Source organism: Leptolyngbya sp. 7M, from assembly GCF_018128485.1.
On the sequence record NZ_CP070897.1, the window covers coordinates 6,737,451 to 6,756,468 of the forward strand.

A 19,018-nucleotide genomic window follows, 5' to 3' on the forward strand; every position below is an offset into this window, starting at 1 on the left:
CACTACCCTGGAACCTTTACTATTTGTGCGATCGGGGCATCCAATCTTGTGAAGTGATTGGAATTGAGTGTCAAAAGTTGATCTGCGGATACTTTAAAAGCAGCTTGAGCAATCAACGCATCAAAAATTCCACCACCTGGAAAGTTGAGCTTGACCATTTGTGCAATCGCCGCTTGATATTCACTGTTCCATTTGCTCCGAAACACGCTCTTCACGAGCTTGAGCAATAAGTGCGTTGAAGTCAATATGGTCGAGGGGTTCTGTTTCAAACACTAGAATACCCTCCTTATCTCTTAACCCAAGTTTAGTCTCAGGCATTGAAGGAGCTGAAGCAGATGAGTGAAGGCTTTTGATCTTTTCAGTCAGAGTTTGAATAATGAACTCTTCTGGCGAGATGCCTTGTCTCTCAGCAATTTGTACGATCTCCAATTGTAGTTCAGGAGAGATGTTCATCGTAAAGCTGTCCTCACCTGTACGCCTGAGTCAATTTTAGCTCCATATCTTCATCGTACTGTCTACTTCGTGGTGATTGCACCCTTCACTTGCCTCAGCACCCGAAACACCTCTTGCAAGTCTCGGTTGCCCAGTGGGAAGAACAAGGAGTACAGCCTGGAAGATCCATATTCAGGCTTGGGCATGGCGCTCAGCTTGAGGAAAATAAACTCATCTCCATTGCTGACCATGCCATATACCGATCGCATCGGGTTGGGGTTGCACATCATATACGCCAACGCTTGCGGTACTGCCAGAGACACCATAATCGTGCGTTTCGCTTCTACCACCAGCACCCAGAATTGGTCTTGAATAATCAAGGTGTCAATGCGTCCCTGCAAAACTTCCTCATCCCCTTCCAACTCATACCGAACCGACTCCTGTGTTGTTGAGTTCGTTGCCTGTGCCGTTAACCGCCGTGCTTTGAGTAACCACATTGAATAGCGTCAAGTTCTCGACGTTGGCTGCCAGTGTATGATCAACGGTAGATATTACCATATCAACTCCACCGTTTACAGCTTCTTGAATAACGTCACCTGCACTATCAACTGCGTAAGTATCGTTGCCACCACCCCCATTCATTGTATCGTTCCCCGTACCACCATCGAGCGCGTCATTGCCAACACCGCTGATCAGCGTATCGTTGCCGCCTAGACCAGAGAGGCTGACCGAAGGAGCAGAGGTCAATGTGGCCACAGGAAGTTGAATGATATTATTCAGGTCGTTTCCGACGCCAATTCTGGCATTGTCTCGCAGAAACAGGTTCTCTACGTTTGCTCCCAATGTGAAGTTAGCGCTGGATGAAACGGTATCAACTCCATCATTGGCGTTTTCAATCACGACATCGGCAGAATTATCGACCAGATAGAAATCATCACCACTGCCGCCGCGCATCCTATCGACTCCCGATCCGCCGTCCAGAGTATCATTACCCGCATCGCCAAACAGCTCATCGTTGCCGCCTAAGCCGTTGAGCAGATCGCTATCGCCTGTACCGAAGAGCCGATCGTTGTTGTTGGTTCCATCAAATCGTGCCATTGTTGGTTTGTCCTTTGTTAGATAAGTGAGTTGAAGTACATCAAGTGAATAGCTTTGTTTTACGTCTGAGAACATTAAGTCGAGGTGATTTCTACTTCCTGTTCCCGTATCAGGAATAAGCTATTGTTCACTCATGTATTTAATCTAGAAAATTAAGATGAAAATGTCAGTCAGCGAAAGTTAGAAAAAGTCAGAATGTATTTGAAATTAGAAAGATATACCACTTGTGGGTAAGTGAAAAACTCAAAAGGAGAAACTCAAAAGGAAAAACTCTGACCTTGCAGATGGAGTCCTGACAAGATCAGAGTTGAAATTAGTTGATACAAAACAGATTTTTTGAGCGACAGTTTATTTACATTGGTGTAATAAACTAAACATAGATAAATTGACTCCTGTTGTTTAGGTTTAGAGCACCTCCAGCGTCACGAACGATGGCAAAGCCGCGAACAAAGCGAACTGCGGCTATCTGGACTGGTGGTCAAGCAGGCAGGCCAGCTCACCGTTTATAATCCGATCTACCGCGCTGTGTTTAACGAACAGTGGGTGCAAGAGGCACTCGCCGATCTGCGACCCTATGCCGAAGCCATACAGGCTTGGTATGCCTCTGGCTGCAAAGATGAGTCACGGCTGTTGCGGGGTAGGGCACTGCTAGATGCGCTGGCCTGGGCGGAGGATAAGGAATTGGGCGAACACGATCAGCGATTTCTCACCCATAGCCAAATGATGGCCGAACGCATGACGCGTGAAACGGCAGAGTTACTGTCGCAGCAGGCCAAAAGTGAAGTCGCCAAAATCCTCACCCGCTTCGCCCCCGAACTGACCCAAATCGCCCAAAATCCGGCGGGGTTGATGCAGGAAATTCAAGCCTGGGCCGGCTCCCAACCGGCGTTGACCGAACAGCTTTGTCAACTTTTGATCTCAGAGTCAGAAGCGCGGATCCCGGCAGGCAGCGAGGCGGGCTGGGTCGAACATTTGGTGCAAACGCGCCTGATTCAATACTGGGAAACCCAAGTCTCGGCTGAACCGCTGCGGCTGCTGCGAGATACGCTGTTGAGTGATGAAAAATGTCTGGAGCTATTGCGTCTCTACCAAAAGATTTTGCGTCAAGAAGCGGTGATTGCTGACGATAGTGCTGAACTGCGAACGCTGATTAACCTGGGCTTGGTGGAAAATCAGGCGGGCGAGTTAAACGTGGCTAACCGCATCTATGCCAGTGTATTCCATCAGGAATGGGTCGAGCATGAGCTAGCGGCCTTGAAGGAACGTCCGGTGATTCGACAGCGATACGAAGTAATCAAAAAACTGGGAGAATCCGAGTTTATTCAAACCTTTCTGGTGAAGGACAGAGATCTACCCAGCCAGAATCAGTATGTGATTAAGCAGATTGATTTGATCTTACAGTCAGCAGAACGGTCGATAGAACCTCAAACAGAACTGTCTCAAAAACCATCAGCAGAACTCTATGAGATGTTGAGTGTCCGCTTCAAGCAGCTCGAAAAATTGAACGGTCACGGTCAAATTCCTAAAATGACGGGTGACAATCGGCGCACCGCCGAGGCCGTGGCCTCGCAGGTGGGCGTGGACCTCGTCTTCGCCGAGGTGTTGCCCCAGGACAAGGCCGACAAGGTCAAGTCGCTCCAGGCGGAGGGCCACGTGGTCGGCATGGTGGGCGACGGCATCAACGACGCGCCGGCGCTGGCGCAGGCCGACGTCGGCCTCGCCGTCGGCACGGGGACGGACGTCGCGATGGAGGCCGCCGACATCACGCTCATGCGGGGCGACCTGCGCGCCGTGCCGCAAGCGATCGCGCTGTCGCGAGCCACGATGCGAACGATCAAGCAGAACCTCTTCTGGGCCTTCGTCTACAACATCGTGGGCATCCCCGTCGCCGCCGGGGTGCTCTATCCGCTCACCGGCTGGCTGCTCTCACCCATCATCGCCAGCGCCGCGATGGCGTTCAGCAGCGTCAGCGTGGTACTCAACAGTCTGCGTCTGCGCAGATCTGGCTAACCGGCAAGGACTCCGTCCGAGAATGCGGTCGCCGGCCGAATTGCCGTCGCGGCAGTAGTCTTCTGGCGCATCCCACATGGAAAGTGCGATGGCCTGCGCTCCCGCGCTTGAACTCCGCGTGACGAGCTGCGTAACGTGACATGGATTCCTCTCCATCACGCACGGCGTGTCGGAGTCGAATCCAGACGTTGCGGCGAAGGGGCACGATGCTCCGCCAGCCGCCAGCCCGCAGTTCTCGCGGGCGTCCCGACCTCGGAGGCACGGCTTCCGGGCGAACCCCAGGCACGGCTTGGACTGGGATCCACACGAAGCAGCACAACTGAGTCATTCGTGCCGTCGCGACCTGCGTCGCTGGCTCATCGCATGCTCGCGGTGTGTTGGCGCTCCAGCGTCGCGTCGGCGATCCCCGTCCGTACAAGATGCCGCGCGGCCGCTTCGACGTGATCGATCCGGCGCCGGCGAAAGGAAACACCATATGGATCCGAACATCCTTCTCAACAACCCCGACCTGCCCCCGAAGCTGCCGCAAGGAACGGTGGTGCAGCTCATCCCGATCGAGCGCATCAACCCCGCGCCGTACAACCCGCGCGTTGACCTGAAGCCCGGCGCCGTAACTTCACCGAAAGTGTCGGACGACTATGCAAAACTTCGGCCTCTAGCACAGATTCTCGTGCCACTTCTCGTGCCATTTGCTGCTCGAGTTCTTCGATAGTCCGTGGCGGGGTATTCTGAAGCGTTGACCCAGCTGATGGCGCAGGGGAGGTTGAATTTTGTGAATTGATTGGCTGTTTAGCTCTAGCCCAGAACGCAAGCTGATGCAGACGTTTCATATTCCAACAAGTGATTCACTATCGTTTAGTCTACCCAGCCGCTAATTGCTGCTGTGGTTTTCCTTGTTTTCATAACAAAGGCTTTACCCATTTGGGATTCAACGTAAAACTGAATTGAAGACAATTTGGCTTGGTCATCCTGTTGCCTTGGTAATTCTGTTTACGTCCAGGTATCTGGCCAATCCGGACCGCCAGAAACCTCAGCTACTTGTGCAGCTTTAGCCCAAAGGATTGAGTAGTAACAAGTACCACTACTAATGCAGCAGTTCACTGCTGCAAAACTTTTTAATATTCGTCATATTAAATAAGGAATTTTGTCAGTAACTGAATCATTACTCGGTAGAAAAAGTTGGTGCAATTTTGAGCGTTTTTGCAAAGTTAGAGCCTCAGGTGCGGCGTAACTTAACCGTGTTGTTTGCCGCAGGACTATTATTTTGGTCTGGTTTAGCTGCCCATTTACCAACATTGCCGCTGTACATCCAGCAGGCGGGAGCCAATCAACACTGGGTTGGGATCGTAATGGGATCGTTTGCGGTTGGCCTATTGGTGTCGCGACCCTGGTTAGCAAGGCTAGCTGACTCGCGTGGGCGCAAGCTGGTTTTGCTGATTGGCATGACCGCAGTAGCCTTAGCGCCGTTGGGTTACTTGGCAACTACCAGTATTCCGCCACTGATCGGGTTGCGAGCTTTTCACGGCATTAGCATCGCCGCTTTTGCCTTGGCCTATAGTGCCCTTGTCGTCGATCTATCGCCACCGCCCCATCGAGGTGAGCTGATTGGCTATATGAGTCTAGTCAACCCGATTGGGCTAGCGTTGGGTCCAGCGATTGGTGGGTTTACTCACGAGTGGTTTGGTTTCACACCCATGGCTAGAGCACACCTTGCAACAGTTGCGTCGAACCCAGGCTCAGCTAATTCAAAGCGAAAAAATGTCGAGTTTGGGCCAACTGGTAGCGGGCGTAGCCCATGAAATCAACAATCCGGTGAACTTCATTCACGGCAATTTGGTTCCTGCCAGTGAGTATGTGCAGGATTTGATGCAGTTGCTCAAGGATTATCAGCAGCATTACCCCCATCCGGCCCCAGAGCTACAACGCCAAATTGAGACGATCGATCTTGACTTTTTGCTAAGCGATTTACCTAAGCTACTCACCTCTATGCGGATTGGCACGGAACGAATTCGCACTATTGTTCAATCGCTGCGGACCTTCTCACGCCTGGATGAAGCGGAACTCAAGGATGTGGATCTGCATCTCGGCCTGGATAGCACCTTGATGATTCTACAAAATCGCTTCAAAGCTAAACCAAAACGCCCCGCAATCGAAATCGTCAAGCGCTACGGCCAGTTGCCTCCAGTTGAGTGCTACGCCGGACAGCTCAATCAGGTGTTTATGCATATTCTGAATAATGCCATCGATGCACTAGAAGCGGTCTACCATCTGAACGAGATCGATCATCCCACTCAATTAGCACCTGATCAAACCACACCTACCATTACAATCACAACCAATGCCACCGATAACACTGCAACTATCCAAATTAGTGATAACGGCATCGGTATGAGCGAGGAAATTCAGCAGCGGGTGTTTGACCCATTTTTTACGACTAAACCCGTGGGTAAAGGTACTGGTATGGGCTTGGCAATTAGCTATCAAATTGTGGTGGAAAAGCATGGCGGCCAGCTTCAGTGTGTTTCAGCGCCGGGAGAAGGCACAACCTTCATACTGACTATCCCGGTCAACCAGGCTAGTGCTGAATCTCGATTTTGCTAATTTTGCTGACGAGGTTTAGTACGTTCAGTTGCTTTAGTTGACCTGAGTTGGGAGTTGGCTATCCCTCGTCTTGAGCTTTAGCCTCTTCCCGCAGTTTGGCTTGCCGCATTGCCCTGTTTTGTAGCGTCATGCGTTCTAAGCTGATGGCTGTGCCTCCCAGAGTCACCAGCAAAATCCCAACAATCGGTGCCCAGGAATTGGCCGAGGCATTCAAAACTTCAACTTGGCGATAGGAAAGCGATTGAGCTTGAAGCTGTTGCTGAAGCAGAGCAGAAATGGTTTGGGATTGATCGGTCCACCAGCCGCCGTTAACAATCGAGTCGCCTAGCAGCAGTACCCGCAGGGTTTCTTGAGGACGGGTTGCCGTGATGTTAGGACTGCGCATCGAGTACTGGTTGATCGCAATGTGCTTACCGAGGCGGCGCGTTCGCTGATTTGGGGCAAGCAGGTAGCCGATTTGCGGATCGGCAATATAGATTAACGGATTACCAAAGCCAAACAGCCGCAGTCCCAATTCCAGCAAAAGCCCAGATGCCAGCAGTCCAGCCATCCACCAATAATTCATGTTGCCTCCTAATACCCGCTACTCAGTGTGCCCTGATGGGGATGAATACCTGCATCGTAGAAGGAGGGCGACGTTTACTTTAATTCATTTTGAGTCAGCTCTTGATATTAGGGTCTCAGGAGTTGTAACTCGCAAGGTTGCCCCGACAAAATCTTTTGGATTGCGGGTGACAACAGCGTCTAGATGATTGACCGCAGCAGTGCTGTACTGAATTGCATCTTCAAAATCCTTGAAATTTGCAGTCAACGCCATCGAAATGACCGTTTGATCGACAGTAGCAACCTGACAAAAGTCAGCAATGTTCCTCAAAAACTCCAGGCTAGATGCTCGACCTTTATCCTTGCGAAGGATGTAGTACAAATCACCAAATGTAGAGGCTGAAATGTGACCTATAATTCGTCCCTGTTCAGCAAATGCTAGAATCTGCTCACTAGCTTCAAAATAAGGCTGACGCTCCAGGGCAACATCGAGAATGATGTTGGTATCTATCAGAACTTTCACAGGTCGTATTTTTCCTTTAATGCCTCCCATCTCGCTTGGTCGGGATCAAAATCGGGGGGAGCAGGTTCAGTGTTTTCAAACCAATCCTGAAGCGCTGTTATTTTCGTTGGTGCTTCAGTTTCTGAGAGAGGCTCTGCGACCGGAACTGACTGCAAGATAATAACTTCCACCTCGCCAGCAGCTAGGTTAACGGGTTCGGTAATAATGACACCTTCGATCTGCCTGCGGGTGCCACCCATCTAGCGGCTAGTGCACTGTACCATAACCAAGCTTTTTCCTGGAAGCAAGGAGGATTGGCGTTGCAGTTTCATCCAGAAGTCACCGCTCAAGGACTAGAACGGTGGTTCATTGGTCATGCTTGTGAAATTGGAGCAACGCCTGACATCACGGTTGCCAAGCTGCGGGAGGATACCGTTCGTTATGCTGGACAACTATCCATTCAAGCCGCAAAGCTTTGGCAAGATTGGTTAGCAGCTTTACCGGCTTCTGAAACTGAAGTAAACATAGACCGGGAAAAGATTGCTTACTAAAAGATAAGGCAGTTGTCGTAGACATACAAATGGGATTTGGCGTGAATCTCTTTGGTCACAATCCCCCCTTTATTAAAGAAGCTCTGGAAGAGCGGCTAGCACAGGGCATCCATATCGGACCACAATCAGATCTTGCCGGTGAGGTTGCTGAGTTATTCTGTGAGCTAACAGGGATGGAACGAATGACCTTTAGCAATACAAGCACAGAAGCCGTGATGACCGCTATACGCTTGGCACGAGCAGCAACAGGTCGCTATAAGATTGCCCTATTTTCAGATTCTTATCATGGGCATTTTGATGGCACTTTAATTAGATCACAGAAAACAGATGGTAATCTAAGCTCCGTACCAGGTTTTCTAGGAGTGCCATCAAATATCGCTAAAGATGTTTTAGTTTTAGATTATGTGAACCCTCAGTCACTCGAAATTATTAAAGCGCATGAGCAAGAATTAGCAGCTGTTATCGTTGAACCTGTCCAAGGCGACCGACCAGACCTACAGCCTAAAGAGTTTCTACAGCAATTAAGACAGCTAACAAAAGAATGCGGGATAGCCTTAATCTTTGATGAAATGATTACTGGCTTCCGACTCCATCCAGGGGGTGCCCAAGCTTGGTTTGAGGTTGAGGCTGATATAGCTACCTATGGTAAGATTGTTGGTGGCGGTATGCCGATTGGCATCATCGCTGGTAGGGCTGCCTACATGAACAAAATTGACGGCGGTGTGTGGAATTATGGGGATGCCTCTTCCCCTCAGGTGGAAACGCTAACCGCAGAATGGTCTTTGTGCCGCCTGTATCTCCGGCCAGTAGCTGTGTCATGGTATACGTTTGGGTGAACTGGAATAATTTGCTTCTCTATTCAAGCTTAGTTTCTCAGCCATGCTGTGGGATCTGCCTTGAGCAATTTCAAATCTGAGGCAAATTATGATTAACTGGGTTGAAGGTAGGCCAGAGCTTGGCTTGATCAACATCCCGATTCCTCCATCGTTTATGCCAGAGTTTTCTTCGGTAATTCAGCAATTGCACCAGGGTTTAATTGTTTCTTGCCAAGCGCCTATTGAATCACCGCTGCATGACCCGAATGTAATTGCTGCAATGGCGGAGGCTGCCGTGAATCGGGGTGCGGTAGGAATCCGGATTGACACGCCGTCTCATATTCAAGCTGTGCGACAGCGAGTCGATGTGCCGATTATTGGCCTTTGGAAGCAGCAGATCCCAGGCTATCAGGTTTACATTACACCCCAGTTTGATCACGCCAAAATTATTGCTGCTGCCGGTGCCGATATTATTGCTATTGATGCTACCTTGCGCCCCCGTCCAAACGGTGAAACGGTTGCTGGCTTGATTCAGCAAATTCACCAGCAGCTTGGCAAACCTGTGATGGCCGATGTGGATAGCCTGGATGCTGCGCTGCAAGCTGCCGCAGCTGGAGCCGATTTGGTGGGTACCACGCTTTATGGGTATACGTCAGCGACCGAACATCTCACTCCACCGGGCTTTGATCTGCTTGGCCAAATGGTAGAGCAGCTAGAGGTTCCCGTAATTTGCGAAGGTGGCATTGCTTCACCCAAAATGGCCCAACAGGCGCTCGACCTTGGAGCCTATGCAATTGTAGTTGGCACAGCGATTACGGGCATCGACGCCCTTGTCACGGCTTACTGGGCAGCCTTACAAAATTAGTTTGTGTGAACATCAATGTGAGCATCAAGCGGCCCTGCATCCAACCACTTATTCAAATTGAGCATTGAGCTAAATTGTGGGGAATCCTGAAAATACTCTCGGTTGGACCTTATGTTTCACTCGATCGAGGTGGATCCCGTGAGCTATGTACAAACCAGTCCGTATTCTTGCTGGGCGATGCCGTGACGTGGCGCAACCGGGCTCTGGAGCCGCGACGCGCACGTCCTGCGCCTCGTCGCCCGCGAGCAGTGTCTTCAGGGACTTCGTGGCCTTGTACACGTTGGAGCGGTGAGATTTTCCCGGCGGCTTTGCCTCGATCGCGCTGGACTGGCGGGCGGGGTCGATCTCGAGTGCCATGGCCTCCCGCTGGCATCGCGGAAGACGCGGGATCGCATCGTGAAGCCGGCGACGGTTATCCGCGGCTTGCTGCTGGCTCTCGGCGTCGATCATCGCGTCGAGCGGCGATTCGTCCGAGGATCCTGCGTCGTGTTCTGTCGTGAGGGATTGGAACTGCACAGCTTTGCTGGATTCACGCCGCCAGCGGTCGATCCGGCGATTCCGAAGCCATCGCTTCGCCCAGGCGAGCGGGTGCGTGATGCCGTCTCCATGCTCAAGCAGGGCGAGGAAGAGATCCTGAAGGACGTCCGGGCGCGATTGGGCTTGCCAAATCTCTTCCCGAACGAGCTGTCGGAGGGCGGGTTGAAGGTTGCTGAGCACGGTTGCGTCCATTTCCGGGTTCCTCCCGAGTATAGGACGCAGATGCCACCCGTGCGCTACCTCTCACAATCTCCAAATATCGAAGTTCGACTGATCGAACTCGCGGCTACTCTTCTCCCGTGGTCCGTCTATCCCTCCATGTCCCCTCGCGCCGCCAGTTCACCCGCCGGGCCGAATGTCGCCCTAACCTCGCTCGTAGGCCCCGAGATCGGTTTCAGCGCCACCGCCCACCGGCGTTCCTGCCCATCAATAGAGAGCACAACGTCGCCGCGTGCGCCGGGCAGGGTCACTGGGCTCGGGAATGTCAACCGGCCGCCGCCGATTTGGGACACGTCGAAGGAGGCATCACCAATCAGCAGCTTGATCCGCACATCCGCAGAATGCCCGCCACCCCCAGGTCGTTCAAGCCTGGATCGATCTGCCTTGATGTTGCCATTTCTTGAAGACATCGCGCGGCGTGCCTCTCAGTACGCGCAGCGGCGCGGGCTCGAACTCGGGCCGCGCCTTGGTGACGGTAAAGATGGTATCGTCTACTCGAGCAACACTCAGTCCGGATGGTCAAACCCTGGCTTCGGTCAGTGCCGATAAAACCATTAAACTCTGGAATCGCGATGGTCAATTACGCCAAACCCTCAACGGGCACACGGATGTGATTCACGGATTGAGCTTCAGCCCGGATGGACAAACAATTGCCTCTGCAAGTTGGGATAAAACCATCAAGCTCTGGCGGGTTGCTAGTGGTGAACTCCTCAAAACCTTCACTGGGCATACCGGCAAAGTCTATGGGATTAGCTTCAGCCCCAACCCAGGCCAACCGCTGGTTGCCTCTAGCAGCAACGATGGTACGATCAAGCTCTGGGATCTCAACGGAAGTGTGGTCAACACATTGTTCGGCCACAGCGATGTGGTTCATAATCTCAGCTTCAGCCCCGATGGCAAAACGCTGGCTTCATCCAGTCATGACAAAACGATCAAACTCTGGCGAGTCTCGGATGGCACAGTTCTGAGAACCTTGAGAGGTCATACCAACTGGGTGCATCAGGTTCGATTCAGCCCGGATGGTCAACTGATTGTTTCGGTGAGTCACGATAGAACAGCCAAACTCTGGCAGGTTTCGGATGGCAAGCTGCTCAGAACATTTATAGGGCACACCGACAAAGTGTTAGGCGTCAGTATGAGTCCCGATGGTCAGACGATTGCTTCCTCCAGTGAAGACAAAACGATTAAGCTTTGGATGCTAGACGGCACTCTACTGATAACCTTGAGAGGCCATGATGGACGGGTACACAGCGTGGATTTCAGTCCTGATGGTCAAACCCTCGCTTCAGCCAGCTATGACAGTACAGTGATCCTATGGGATTTGAAGAATCGAGATAATCTCAGGGTGCTGCGGACCCAAGGATGCGATTGGGCGCAGGACTATCTGCAAAATAGTCGGACATTCAGCCCCACTCCCAAGGTCGGCTCTGCTCAGGAGTTGCGGCATTTGTGTAAATAAGTCATTTAGCCCAGTTAAACCTTTTTCCTGAAAATCACTGAGATCATTGCCAGAAGCTGATGGGTAGGCTAAGACAGTCTTTTGTCATTGCCATATTCCCCTATGTCTCCGTCGTCTGGAGTTCCACCGCCAGCAGTCCAGAGGCAACTTTGATGCTGCGCTTGATCGATTGCATTACTGTTCTTCCTCCATTGATGGAAATTCATCTAATTCGTTAGCCGGGAGCGTTTCCAGTTGCCTGGTTCCCACCGGAGCTGAAAATACAAATTGCTCCTCAGCAATCTGGGGATTCGTATTCCAGTCTCGCAGCCGAATTTCGTATTGAGGAGCGGCTGTCATCCATTTGGTGGTGATGACATACTTCATCGGTAAGGGCTGATCACCGGTTTGAACCCACAGTTGCCAATCTACATCTGCTTCTCGAAAGGCAAGATGGTGAACTTCAATCCCATTGACATAGGCAGTGCCTAAATAGGTGCTACTTGCCACTCCAGACGAGAGAGTGGCATAGGGATCAGCAAATAGCAGATCAGCTCCTGGTGCGGGAAGTCCAGTTTCTCGCTCAAACGCCAGGATAGCGTCATCAATGGTTCCAGAAATAGCCCTTTGAGCAAAGGCATTGATGCGCCTGCCCAGCAGGGTGAGAGTTTTTCCATCAAAGAAGAGGTCAGCATCGACAACGGAACCCCTTCGCTGAATATGCAGCCGGTCGGGTCGTTGCAGCAGAGTGGCATAGCTGCTAAATTGCAATTTCTGCCCATTGCGGGTCAGAATTTCAAAGTCAACGTCTGCATTGACACTCAACGCTTGCGTCTGCGCCAGATACGAGGACATTGATCGCAGAATTTGATCCGCATCCGGATCAATGCTATCGGCACTGGCAACTGGCTTGGCAGCGAGACCGACACTCAGAGCGATTGCTAAAATCACCCAACGCCAGCCCGTTTGGGAAATCAACTTAATTTTGTTCATGATGGATGCTTGAATAAACTGGAATCAACGAATCTAAAACAATTTAGACATGCGGCGGAGAACACAATTCGACCTACTGCCGCGCCATCGCTACCCTTAATCGCTCATCCGGCGAAATCAAGTGATCGTGGTCATCCTTGCCGACATCAAGCTGCACCCAATAGATTTTGCCAGTGAACTTGCTGCTGTGGGCGGTGTAATCAGGGCTGACAGGGGTGCCAGATTCGTAGCCAATGTCGGGGTTTACAGGAGCGTTTCACAAACCATTCAATTGCGGCGGATGGCGGGTTTGAATTCATCATATCGAATCCCATCCAGCCCAACCGGCCCCACGGCACTTCTCCAAATCGCTCTGGAAGCCAATAGCACCAAACGACTTTTCTCAGCACATGATCGCGGGGCACCACCCCCCAAAAATGGCTATCAAATGCATTATTGCGATTGTCTCCAGAGACGACAAAGCTATCAGGTGGAATGCTTCTAAAATAGAGAACATCCTGAGCGCAAGCCGAGGTGATGCCCATGACAACTTTTTCGCCCCTCGACCTCGATGACGACCGCCTCTTTCCTGATAGCGACGGCAAGCCAATGGCAGATAATACCGAACAGTTTCGCTGGATTGTGTTAATCAAAGAAAACCTGGAGATCCTGTTTGCTGATGATCTGCTAGTTTTTGTGGCCGGCGATCTACTCTGGTACCCGGTGCGTTCCACCCTGATTGATCCTACCGCTCCTGATGTGATGGTGGTGTTTGGCAGACCGAAGGGCAGACGGGGTTCATACCGGCAGTGGCAAGAAGACAATATTCCGCCCCAAGTGGTGTTTGAAATTCGTTCCCCCAGCAATACCGACACGGCTCTGACGCGCAAGCAAGAGTTCTACGAAACCTATGGCGTCGAAGAGTATTACCTGTATGACCCAGAAACAAACCAGTGCAACGGTTGGCTGCGGCAACAAGGCAGGCTGGTTCCGATTCCCGACCTCAATGATTGGATCAGCCCTCGCCTGCAAATTCGTTTTCATCCCGGTTTACCGGAACTGACGCTCTATTACCCAGATGGACGCAAGTTTCTCAGCTCTATCGAATTAGAGCAACGTGCCCGTGAGGCCGAACAACGCGCGGCTAGTGCTGAATCGGCCCTAGAGCAGGAGCGCCAACGAGCAGAACGATTGGCTGCCTACCTGCGCTCTTTGGGGATTTCCGAGGATCAGCTTCCTGAGGTTTAACAAGAGAAATCGTAAGCCTTCAATTATTTCTAATTCTCCTAACTCCGTGAATCTTCCCCGTTCTGGCTATACCCTGCCGGTTTTCGCTTGTGCCTCAGACTTCCGGCAAAATGTCTTCAACTACGCTTCCTTCCCGCATTGCACGTGTATCAAGTTCAAGGATCCGGTCTATCAAAGGGTTACCGCGAATAATCTCAGCCGAGCGCCGTTCGACTGCCCATGTGATATGCACGTCGGGCCTTTGTCGTTTAATGGCGGCAAGCGAGGGCAGCGTATGAACAATGTCACCGATCGCACCGAGCTTTATTAGAAGAACTCGCACCTTTTGAATATTATGTTGCTGGCACCCAGCCCTCAAACTTCATATTGAACAAGATATTGGGCTGTAGTTAAAATTTGATGTGGAAATTATCCCATTCCATACGGTATTCTATACATTGGGCTTCGTAGTACCCACCTTCGTCCCAACTTCCTATGCAGATGGCCGAACGCAGATCTCGAGACCTAAGACCTGCACTTGTGTTCCTTAGCGGCGAACTGATCGCCGTTCCCATACCGCTTGATCGAGAAGAGGTTATTATTGGCCGGGCGCTTGAGGCTGATGTGCGGGTAAACGATTCGAAGGTCTCCCGGCGCCACGCAATGATCAAAACGGTTACGGATCAGCGATCTGGCGCTGCTTCATATGTCCTGACCGATCTCAATTCGCGGAATGGAACTATCCTGAATGGTGCAAAGATCGAAAGTGAATCCCTTCAGAATGGTGACAAGATCACTATTGGTGAGCATATCCTTCGCTTTGACCTGTTGGACGAGATCGATAGAGAGTATCAGCGGCAGATACACCGCCTTATCTCACACGATGACCTTACAGGGCTTTTCTCAAGCCGATCATTCTTTTCTGAATTAAGACGTGAGACCGCTCGTGCGAAATCTGATGGCCGCCATATTTGTGTGATGATGATGGACGTCGATCACTTTAAGAATGTCAACGACACCTATGGCCATCTTACCGGAAGCAAGACGCTAGAAGAGATAGGGCGGGTTATCACTGGCATTATGCGAAGCGGCGACGCCGCGGCCCGTTTTGGAGGTGAGGAATTTGCAGCTTTTCTACTCGATGCAGAGATCGGACAGGCACTTGTCGCGGCCGAACGCATCCGAACTACGATTGAAAACTCAGCATCGCGTCCAGCAGCACGCCCAGGTCGCGCGTGGGCGCCTCGAGCGATCGAGCCGCGCCCACCACGAGCACCGCGGGGCTCTTGATCTGCTGTCCCATGACCCGGCGGTCGTAGAAGTGCTCCGACAGCAGCAGCCGGCGCATCACGGGCCGAAGCTCGTACCCCCCGCTGCGAAGCTCACGGGCCAGGTCCGCAATCGCCGAGCGGGCGGCTGGATCGAGATCCCGATCGCCGTCGGCGGCCTCCAGGGGCGGCAGGTCGGCGACGTAGAACCCGTAGAGCTTGCGGGCGATGAACGCCGCGCACGCCGGCTGGGCCAGGATGATCCGCACGAAGTCGTCGCCGTCCCATCGCCCGGTCTGGCCCAGGATCGTCTTGGGATTCGGGTCGTGCGCCCGGCGATTGAACACGAACTCGTTGTGCTCGAAGGTGTACCCGGTCAGGGCGCGGGCGCCCTCCTTGATGTCGCGCTCGCTGTACCGGCCGATCCCAAGCCCGAAGAGCTCCATGAGCTCGCGGGCGAGATTCTCGTTGGGGCTCTCGCGGCGATTCTGGTTGTTGTTCAGATACGCCAGCATCGCCGGGTCTCGGATGATGCCCCGCAGCAGCTCCCCGAAGTTGCCCAGGGCCAGCCGGCGGAAGAGCTGGTTCTGCATCATCATGTGCCAGCTGTTCTCGATCGCGCGATAGCCCGTGGCGAAGTGACCGTGCCAGAACAGCGTCATCTTCTCGACCAGCGGCCTGGGCGTCTCGATCATCCGCGTCAGCCACCATCGCTGCATGTCGGCGATCTGCCGCCGATCCTCCCGCTCGCGATCCATCCGCGCGAGCCGAAGCCGAGCCAGCACGTCCTCGTCCTGACCCCGCCGCGCACGCTGGATCATCTGCCGCTCCTCCACGGTGGGCGGCTTCATGATGTCCGTCTTGAACCGCCCGGCGTCGAGCGGCGCGTCCGCCCCAGCCCTGGCATCGCCCAGAAGATGGTCCACCGCACGCTCGGGGCCCCAGCCCACCAGCGTCTGGATCTGCGTCGGCGTCCCACCGAACCCAGCCCGCCACAGAAGATGGCGTGCCTGCTCGTACCCAGGGACTGGTTCAACTCGTGAGTACATTCAGCGGTTGGGTCGTGTGTTGCGCAAAGGTAGTGCCGACAAGTTCGCCGTTTTATACGAAGTGGTGGCGGAAGAAACCACTGAAGAGGGCGTCTCGCGGCGGCGTCAACCCCAATCCCGCCAACGTCAGCCTTTAGAGCCGGGACCATCCCCCTATCAGATGGCTCAACGCCCCATGCCTCGGGCAGCAGAAGCTGCAGGCGACTGGGGTGAACCAGAACGCTAAGCAGTTTGGATTAGGCCAGCAGTTCATCAACCGTGATTTGGAAACCAGGCAACAGGTGCTGCGTCTGCACGATTTGCCCAGCCACAAAAATTTGCTGCGTGGCTTGAGTCATCACAATTACCCATTTCACGTCTGGATACACTAGCCACACTTCCTCAGCTCCCGACTGCAAATATTCCTGCGCTTTGGTGATCATCTCTTCGGCTAAATCGGTGGGAGAAATTACCTCGGCAATTAGGGGAAAACTTTGGGGTAAAACTTTGGCATCGCCATATTGGGCTACCAGATCAGGAGTGAGATAGGCCACATCGGGAGAACGCCCCTGTTTGTGCGTGCGGCAGGGCACTTCTGTGTAGACTTCACCACCTAAGCTACTCGCGTCTCTGTGGCGTCTCCACTGAAAATACAAATTACCTTGAACTTTACTGTGTTTTAGCGTCATACCATGCTTTTCGACCAGGGTGCCATCCACCCATTCAGTGCGCTCTGGTGGATTTTGCATCCAGTCGTCTAACGAGAAGACCGGCAAGTTAGTGAGAGACTGAGCAGCAACCATAGGACAACTGATCCTTCGGCATCGACTTAATCTAACCCTATCGCGTTTTTCTAGAACGGTATCGCTTCACACAAACCTTATTCCGCCTTTCCCACTTCCTCAACCGGAATTTTGTAAACTACTAAGCGGAGGAACTGAGTAAGTCAGCAGGAGAACCTGGTGCGTTTATTTAAAACTGTCGCTGGATTGCGCTGCTATTTGAGCCAGTTGCAATCAGGTCAAATCCAAGCTGCGCCACGGGATGACACCAAACCTTCCTGTTACCCGCAGGGCGTAATTCCGTTGAGGATCTCAAACTGCCAGCCAAAGCACACGAAGAATGTTTGCCTCTTGAAGGACTAGCATGGGATGCGTTTGAAGCTTTCTGTCTTGACCTCGTTGCCCGATTGCTCAAGCCTCAAGAAATTTATCACTATGGCACACAAGGAGATAATCAGCACGGTATTGATATCGTTGCTGATTTGAGTGATGGCGAAAAATGGGCGTTTCAATGCAAGCAGTGGCAACGATTTAATCGAAGTGATGCCGCGAAAGTCATTGAACAGGCTATGGAGTTTGAAGCCGATCGCTACATCTTACTTCTGAGTCGTGTAGCAAGTGTCGAAGTTCGGAACGTTATTGCTAGCCATCCAGCATGGGAAGTTTGGGATGTGCGGGATATCTCACAAAAGGTACGCGATCTGGGAAGTAGGTCTTTAGAAGTTGCCCGTCGTCTTGTGAGGGATCACTTCCATCCAGAGTGGCAAAATGCATTTTTAGGAATTTCCAAGTTAAATCCGTTTATCTCTTCCGAGAATTTCTTTGATGGGTGGCTTAATGCCAATAAGGTATTCAACCATACTTGGAAACTGGAAGGGCGTGAGGATGCTCTCAAAAGCTTGCATGAGTTTGTAGCATCAAGTAATGAACAGGTTGCAATTTTGCCTGGACGGGGTGGTATTGGTAAAACTAAGCTACTTTATGAATTTGCAGAGACATTTGAACACGCTGACTTTCTGCTTTGGTTTGTAAAAGATGAACCTGTTACTCCTGAAAATGCAGATAGTTTGCCGCTCTACTCGTGCGTAATTGTGCTAGATGATGCTCACCAACGCGATGAGCAAGATGTAATAACCTTGTGCAATTTAGTTCAAAACCGCACTCGGAGTAACCATCCCAAAGTTAAACTAATTCTTTCCTCTCGTCCTCATGCCGTTCAATCTCTTCAAACGCAGCTAGATCGAAAAGGAGTTGACTACTTAAAATTGGATGAACTCAAAGAGTTGGATCGCTCAGAGATGAAAGCATTGGCAGGTCAGGCGCTTGGACAGGATTATGCTCACTTTGCCAATCAATTAGCAGCCATCTCCCATGATTCTCATTCTGCCGTCGATCGGTACGCCAACCTCGACGGTGCGCCAGAACACCGAATTGGCCTTGATGCCGTCATAATACAGCGTGACCGTCCGCGCCTGGACCCAGCCGCTGTCGGGCAGGCGGATGAAGTCGCCGTAGGTCCGTTCATGCCATCCGCGTGGAGTACGAAAGCCCATGTATCGGATGAACCGGCTATCGCGGTCGATGCCGAACAGAGTTGCCTGCCCGTGCGGATCGATCACGCGGACCAGGTCGATTGTCTGCCCGTCCATTTCGCGCGACGGGGCTGCTTGAAGTTCGAACCCTTCGGCCAGCGCATGGCGGATGATCCCGAAGCCGAAGTTGCTGGCCCAATATGCATCCGCCTCCACCTTTGGCAGGATGCCCTTTTCGGTCCAGGTTGTCTCACCGTCGTAGCCAACTTCGAACAGCAGCCGATCGCCCGCGCGCGCAACGATCCGGACCTTGCCATCGGCCCCGTGCGCCACGGTGCGATCGGGATCCATCCTGCGCCACATCCGATAATCCTCCGCGCGGCTCCTCGGCGCAGCCGTATCGGGTGCGTAGAATATCGCTTCGCCGGTCAGGACCAGCGTTTCGGGTTCGAGCCAGGCCTTCCCCCCATGCGCGGCAACCGCGGATTCGACCAGATCGCGCGGGCTCAAAAGTGTATCGTGTTGCGCCGCGGTCGGCGCGGCGAAAAATGCGAGCAACACAAGAGCTGACGGGATGCGCTTCACAATTGACACCCTC

General features: G+C 52.4%; 25 protein-coding genes and 1 pseudogene. 12 read left to right on the forward strand and 14 right to left on the reverse strand.

All coding sequences use genetic code 11. The features are described from left to right. Positions 1 to 2: 2 nt before the first annotated feature. The 4 genes from JVX88_RS36335 to JVX88_RS36350 all read right to left on the reverse strand — a co-directional run bounded on the left by JVX88_RS36335 (position 3) and on the right by JVX88_RS36350 (position 1,530). The gene (locus tag JVX88_RS36335; protein ID WP_211623958.1) at positions 3 to 158 is read right to left on the reverse strand and encodes a hypothetical protein; all 156 of its coding nucleotides are present in this window, start codon (positions 156 to 158) and stop codon (positions 3 to 5) included. 22 nt (positions 159 to 180) lie between these two features. After that, entirely contained in the window at positions 181 to 453 is a 273-nt protein-coding gene (locus JVX88_RS36340; RefSeq protein WP_211623960.1) for a hypothetical protein, read from the reverse strand. 62 nt (positions 454 to 515) lie between these two features. Continuing rightward, positions 516 to 833: a hypothetical protein gene (locus JVX88_RS36345; RefSeq protein ID WP_211623962.1), complete on the reverse strand. Its 318-nt coding sequence runs from the start codon at positions 831 to 833 to the stop codon at positions 516 to 518. Positions 834 to 855: 22 nt separating this feature from the next. Next, positions 856 to 1,530, reverse strand: a complete 675-nt coding sequence (locus JVX88_RS36350; protein WP_211623964.1) for a calcium-binding protein — start codon at positions 1,528 to 1,530, stop codon at positions 856 to 858. Positions 1,531 to 2,379: 849 nt separating this feature from the next. Between JVX88_RS36350 and JVX88_RS44840 the strand changes: the two genes are divergently transcribed. Then, positions 2,380 to 3,540 (forward strand): HAD-IC family P-type ATPase, encoded by a 1,161-nt coding sequence (locus JVX88_RS44840; protein ID WP_410503821.1) that lies wholly within the window; start codon positions 2,380 to 2,382, stop codon positions 3,538 to 3,540. 155 nt (positions 3,541 to 3,695) lie between these two features. On the opposite strand, the gene JVX88_RS36360 is transcribed toward JVX88_RS44840, so the two are convergent. Then, complete coding sequence (locus JVX88_RS36360) at positions 3,696 to 3,857, reverse strand: hypothetical protein (protein WP_211623966.1); 162 nt, start codon at positions 3,855 to 3,857, stop codon at positions 3,696 to 3,698. A gap of 158 nt (positions 3,858 to 4,015) precedes the next feature. Here JVX88_RS36360 and JVX88_RS36365 point away from each other — a divergent pair, with 158 nt between their 5' ends. From JVX88_RS36365 to JVX88_RS36375, 3 genes are all read left to right on the forward strand, one after another. Beyond that, on the forward strand, positions 4,016 to 4,252 hold the full coding sequence (locus tag JVX88_RS36365; protein WP_211623968.1) for a hypothetical protein: 237 nt from the start codon (positions 4,016 to 4,018) through the stop codon (positions 4,250 to 4,252). A gap of 478 nt (positions 4,253 to 4,730) precedes the next feature. Beyond that, the gene (locus tag JVX88_RS36370) at positions 4,731 to 5,339 is read left to right on the forward strand and encodes an MFS transporter (RefSeq protein ID WP_211623970.1); all 609 of its coding nucleotides are present in this window, start codon (positions 4,731 to 4,733) and stop codon (positions 5,337 to 5,339) included. Next, the gene (locus JVX88_RS36375) at positions 5,308 to 6,141 is read left to right on the forward strand and encodes a sensor histidine kinase (protein ID WP_263975431.1); all 834 of its coding nucleotides are present in this window, start codon (positions 5,308 to 5,310) and stop codon (positions 6,139 to 6,141) included. Before JVX88_RS36370 ends, JVX88_RS36375 begins: the two co-directional genes overlap by 32 nt. 58 nt (positions 6,142 to 6,199) lie before the next feature. Here JVX88_RS36375 and JVX88_RS36380 read toward each other — a convergent pair whose 3' ends face one another. From JVX88_RS36380 to JVX88_RS36390, 3 genes are all read right to left on the reverse strand, one after another. Further along, a complete protein-coding gene (locus JVX88_RS36380; protein WP_211623974.1) occupies positions 6,200 to 6,706 on the reverse strand; it encodes a hypothetical protein in 507 nt (168 codons plus the stop codon). Positions 6,707 to 6,790: 84 nt separating this feature from the next. Continuing rightward, positions 6,791 to 7,237, reverse strand: coding sequence for a type II toxin-antitoxin system VapC family toxin (locus JVX88_RS36385; protein WP_263975432.1), 447 nt, complete (start codon positions 7,235 to 7,237; stop codon positions 6,791 to 6,793). After that, positions 7,204 to 7,446, reverse strand: a complete 243-nt coding sequence (locus JVX88_RS36390; RefSeq protein WP_211623976.1) for a hypothetical protein — start codon at positions 7,444 to 7,446, stop codon at positions 7,204 to 7,206. The genes JVX88_RS36385 and JVX88_RS36390 overlap by 34 nt, the downstream gene beginning before the upstream one ends. A 60-nt stretch (positions 7,447 to 7,506) precedes the next feature. On the opposite strand from JVX88_RS36390, the gene JVX88_RS36395 reads away from it, so the two are divergent. The 3 genes and pseudogenes from JVX88_RS36395 (at position 7,507) to JVX88_RS36405 (ending at position 9,417) form a co-directional block, all read left to right on the forward strand. After that, a complete protein-coding gene (locus JVX88_RS36395; protein ID WP_211623978.1) occupies positions 7,507 to 7,737 on the forward strand; it encodes a hypothetical protein in 231 nt (76 codons plus the stop codon). A gap of 11 nt (positions 7,738 to 7,748) precedes the next feature. Further along, a pseudogene (locus JVX88_RS36400) lies at positions 7,749 to 8,573 on the forward strand (aminotransferase class III-fold pyridoxal phosphate-dependent enzyme); the annotation flags it as partial. An 88-nt stretch (positions 8,574 to 8,661) separates the two neighbouring features. Then, positions 8,662 to 9,417 carry an N-acetylmannosamine-6-phosphate 2-epimerase gene (locus tag JVX88_RS36405; RefSeq protein ID WP_317134591.1) on the forward strand — a complete coding sequence of 252 codons (756 nt, stop codon included), beginning with the start codon at positions 8,662 to 8,664 and terminating at the stop codon, positions 9,415 to 9,417. 69 nt (positions 9,418 to 9,486) lie between these two features. On the opposite strand, the gene JVX88_RS36410 is transcribed toward JVX88_RS36405, so the two are convergent. After that, entirely contained in the window at positions 9,487 to 10,146 is a 660-nt protein-coding gene (locus tag JVX88_RS36410) for a sigma factor (protein WP_211623983.1), read from the reverse strand. 427 nt (positions 10,147 to 10,573) lie between these two features. Between JVX88_RS36410 and JVX88_RS36415 the strand changes: the two genes are divergently transcribed. Then, on the forward strand, positions 10,574 to 11,632 hold the full coding sequence (locus JVX88_RS36415) for a WD40 repeat domain-containing protein (protein WP_211623985.1): 1,059 nt from the start codon (positions 10,574 to 10,576) through the stop codon (positions 11,630 to 11,632). A 174-nt stretch (positions 11,633 to 11,806) separates the two neighbouring features. On the opposite strand, the gene JVX88_RS36420 is transcribed toward JVX88_RS36415, so the two are convergent. Beyond that, entirely contained in the window at positions 11,807 to 12,604 is a 798-nt protein-coding gene (locus tag JVX88_RS36420) for a DUF2092 domain-containing protein (RefSeq protein ID WP_211623987.1), read from the reverse strand. Between the two features lie 200 nt (positions 12,605 to 12,804). Then, on the reverse strand, positions 12,805 to 13,128 hold the full coding sequence (locus JVX88_RS36425; RefSeq protein ID WP_211623989.1) for a S26 family signal peptidase: 324 nt from the start codon (positions 13,126 to 13,128) through the stop codon (positions 12,805 to 12,807). On the opposite strand from JVX88_RS36425, the gene JVX88_RS36430 reads away from it, so the two are divergent. Continuing rightward, positions 13,127 to 13,831, forward strand: a complete 705-nt coding sequence (locus JVX88_RS36430) for a Uma2 family endonuclease (RefSeq protein ID WP_211623991.1) — start codon at positions 13,127 to 13,129, stop codon at positions 13,829 to 13,831. The genes JVX88_RS36425 and JVX88_RS36430 overlap by 2 nt on opposite strands. Positions 13,832 to 13,925: 94 nt before the next feature. Here JVX88_RS36430 and JVX88_RS36435 read toward each other — a convergent pair whose 3' ends face one another. Next, positions 13,926 to 14,153 carry a glycosyltransferase family 9 protein gene (locus tag JVX88_RS36435; RefSeq protein WP_211623993.1) on the reverse strand — a complete coding sequence of 76 codons (228 nt, stop codon included), beginning with the start codon at positions 14,151 to 14,153 and terminating at the stop codon, positions 13,926 to 13,928. A 158-nt stretch (positions 14,154 to 14,311) separates the two neighbouring features. On the opposite strand from JVX88_RS36435, the gene JVX88_RS36440 reads away from it, so the two are divergent. Beyond that, complete coding sequence (locus JVX88_RS36440) at positions 14,312 to 15,100, forward strand: sensor domain-containing diguanylate cyclase (RefSeq protein WP_211623995.1); 789 nt, start codon at positions 14,312 to 14,314, stop codon at positions 15,098 to 15,100. Here JVX88_RS36440 and JVX88_RS36445 read toward each other — a convergent pair. Then, positions 14,997 to 16,127, reverse strand: coding sequence for a DUF1800 family protein (locus JVX88_RS36445; protein WP_211623997.1), 1,131 nt, complete (start codon positions 16,125 to 16,127; stop codon positions 14,997 to 14,999). The genes JVX88_RS36440 and JVX88_RS36445 overlap by 104 nt on opposite strands. 7 nt (positions 16,128 to 16,134) lie before the next feature. Between JVX88_RS36445 and JVX88_RS36450 the strand changes: the two genes are divergently transcribed. Continuing rightward, the gene (locus JVX88_RS36450) at positions 16,135 to 16,353 is read left to right on the forward strand and encodes a hypothetical protein (RefSeq protein WP_211623999.1); all 219 of its coding nucleotides are present in this window, start codon (positions 16,135 to 16,137) and stop codon (positions 16,351 to 16,353) included. Between the two features lie 10 nt (positions 16,354 to 16,363). On the opposite strand, the gene JVX88_RS36455 is transcribed toward JVX88_RS36450, so the two are convergent. After that, entirely contained in the window at positions 16,364 to 16,909 is a 546-nt protein-coding gene (locus JVX88_RS36455) for a Uma2 family endonuclease (RefSeq protein WP_211624001.1), read from the reverse strand. 323 nt (positions 16,910 to 17,232) lie between these two features. Here JVX88_RS36455 and JVX88_RS36460 point away from each other — a divergent pair, with 323 nt between their 5' ends. After that, entirely contained in the window at positions 17,233 to 18,990 is a 1,758-nt protein-coding gene (locus JVX88_RS36460; protein WP_211624004.1) for a restriction endonuclease, read from the forward strand. The last annotated feature ends 28 nt before the right edge of the window (positions 18,991 to 19,018 follow it).